Here is a 1,736-nt window from a genome sequence, read left to right on the forward strand (position 1 = left end):
AGCCGGTGCATGGGCCGGTGCCGAAATTGGCGCAATTGTCGGCACGGCCGTTTGTCCTGGCGTGGGTACACTCGTAGGCGCAGTGGTAGTCGGTCTCATCGGTGCATTCCTTTGTAGCAGGGGCGGTTCAGCATTGGTGGATAGTATTTTCTAACTTAAATGTCAAGCGTAATTATGGGACTATTTGATGCAATATTTGGAAGTTCAAGCAATATGCAAAAATGGCACATGAGAGATAAGGTAAAGGATCATAAATATTTTGAAAGGCAGCTAGAACGTAATTTACAGAGTAAAGTAATAACCGAACAAGCTCTTATCGAATCTGTAGAGAATAATAACAATCAAGTCGATCGAACTTTTTTGTATTGGTCATTGGCACAAAATGCATATTATAACATAGAGATAAAGTATTCAATGGGGGGCTGTATAAAAGAATTACAGACTGACTATTTGAATTCATTAGATGATTTCCGTCATGGGTGCGATATTAATGATCCCATCTATTTTGAAATACTAAATCGCGTGGCCTTAGGTATTTTGTTGAAAATACCTAATGAGAAATTTCAACTACTTGTAGAATACGTAAAACGTGTAGATGAAGAGACGAACCCCAATGATTGGACTGCCGACATGTTATTATGGTTCATGTTAAATTCACACTTAGAAGATAATGAAAGAAAATCGTATGCTCAGGCATTAGCTTTTCCTTGCATATACATGGGACTGTACAAGGTTACACAAACCACAGAGAAAGAGAAAACTAAGAAAGCACTGAACGAGTATCTAGATAAATGGTATGATCTCAACAAGAATGCCCCTTGGCATAATACTCATCTACGTTCAAATGGCTACACTGGCTACTGGGCATGGGAAGTGGCCGCCGTGGCCAAGATAATGCACATAGACGACACCGACCTAAAAGACAATCCTTACTATCCATACGACATGGTGCATTGGGAAGAGGACAAGGAAGAATAGGCTGCCGCGAAAGCTAACGATGCCTTGTGGAAAGGCACGCAATACATAGAAAATTCCCCAGTGCTTAGAACTGTGGGCAAGGTTGCAGGCAGATCCCTAATCGTGGTGGGCATTGCTTGGGACGCATATCGCATCAACGAGGCCTACCAAGAGGAAGGGGAGTTTGGCGACAAGACACAACAGGCCACGGGTGCGGCCGTTGGTGGCTTGGCCGGTGCATGGGCCGGTGCCGAAATTGGTGCAATTATCGGCACGGCCGTTTGTCCTGGCGTGGGTACACTCGTTGGCGCAGTGATAGTTGGTCTCATCGGTGCATACGTTTGTAGCAAGGGCGGTTCTGCATTGGTGGATAGTATTTTCTAACTTAAATGTCAAGCGAATTATGGGATTATTTGATGCGATTTTTGGAAGTTCAAAGAAAGAACAGGAAAAACCCATTAGGGACAAATTGAAGAAAAGAAAGGATTTTGAAAAGGTTTTGAAGATTAGACTAGCTGAGATCGACAGGTATAAAGCATATCTAACAACAGAGCAGGAAAGTGAATTGTTCTTTTGTCGCGCTGTTGGCCACGATAGCATTGATGTCATCCAAATAAGATATTCAATGGATGGTGGACTAAAAGAGCTTCAACGTATTTATGTCGAATCATTGAATTATTTTATCGTAGGCTTTAACGATGACAACCCTATCTATTTTGACATTTTAAATCGTGTTTCACTGGGCATTCTCCTAAACATTCCTGACGAAAACTTCATGC

Annotated in this window: 3 protein-coding genes; all 3 read left to right on the forward strand. The window is 42.3% G+C overall.

What is annotated here, in order from left to right; all coding sequences use genetic code 11:
* Positions 1 to 228 precede the first annotated feature (228 nt).
* A complete protein-coding gene (locus HMPREF0670_RS11825) occupies positions 229 to 978 on the forward strand; it encodes a PoNe immunity protein domain-containing protein (protein ID WP_009231389.1) in 750 nt (249 codons plus the stop codon).
* A 60-nt stretch (positions 979 to 1,038) separates the two neighbouring features.
* Positions 1,039 to 1,341 carry a tail tape measure protein gene (locus HMPREF0670_RS11830; protein WP_232213918.1) on the forward strand — a complete coding sequence of 101 codons (303 nt, stop codon included), beginning with the start codon at positions 1,039 to 1,041 and terminating at the stop codon, positions 1,339 to 1,341.
* A gap of 19 nt (positions 1,342 to 1,360) precedes the next feature.
* On the forward strand, positions 1,361 to 1,736 hold a 376-nt coding region (locus HMPREF0670_RS11835; protein ID WP_083786854.1), incomplete at its 3' end, for a PoNe immunity protein domain-containing protein.

Source organism: Prevotella sp. oral taxon 317 str. F0108, from assembly GCF_000162415.1.
Classification (GTDB): Bacteria; Bacteroidota; Bacteroidia; order Bacteroidales; family Bacteroidaceae; genus Prevotella; species Prevotella conceptionensis.

What these genes read in the sequence shown, in the direction of transcription:
- HMPREF0670_RS11825 (WP_009231389.1), top strand. Translation starts at nt 229, where the DNA reads ATGAGAGATAAGGTAAAGGATCATAAATATTTTGAAAGGCAGCTAGAA.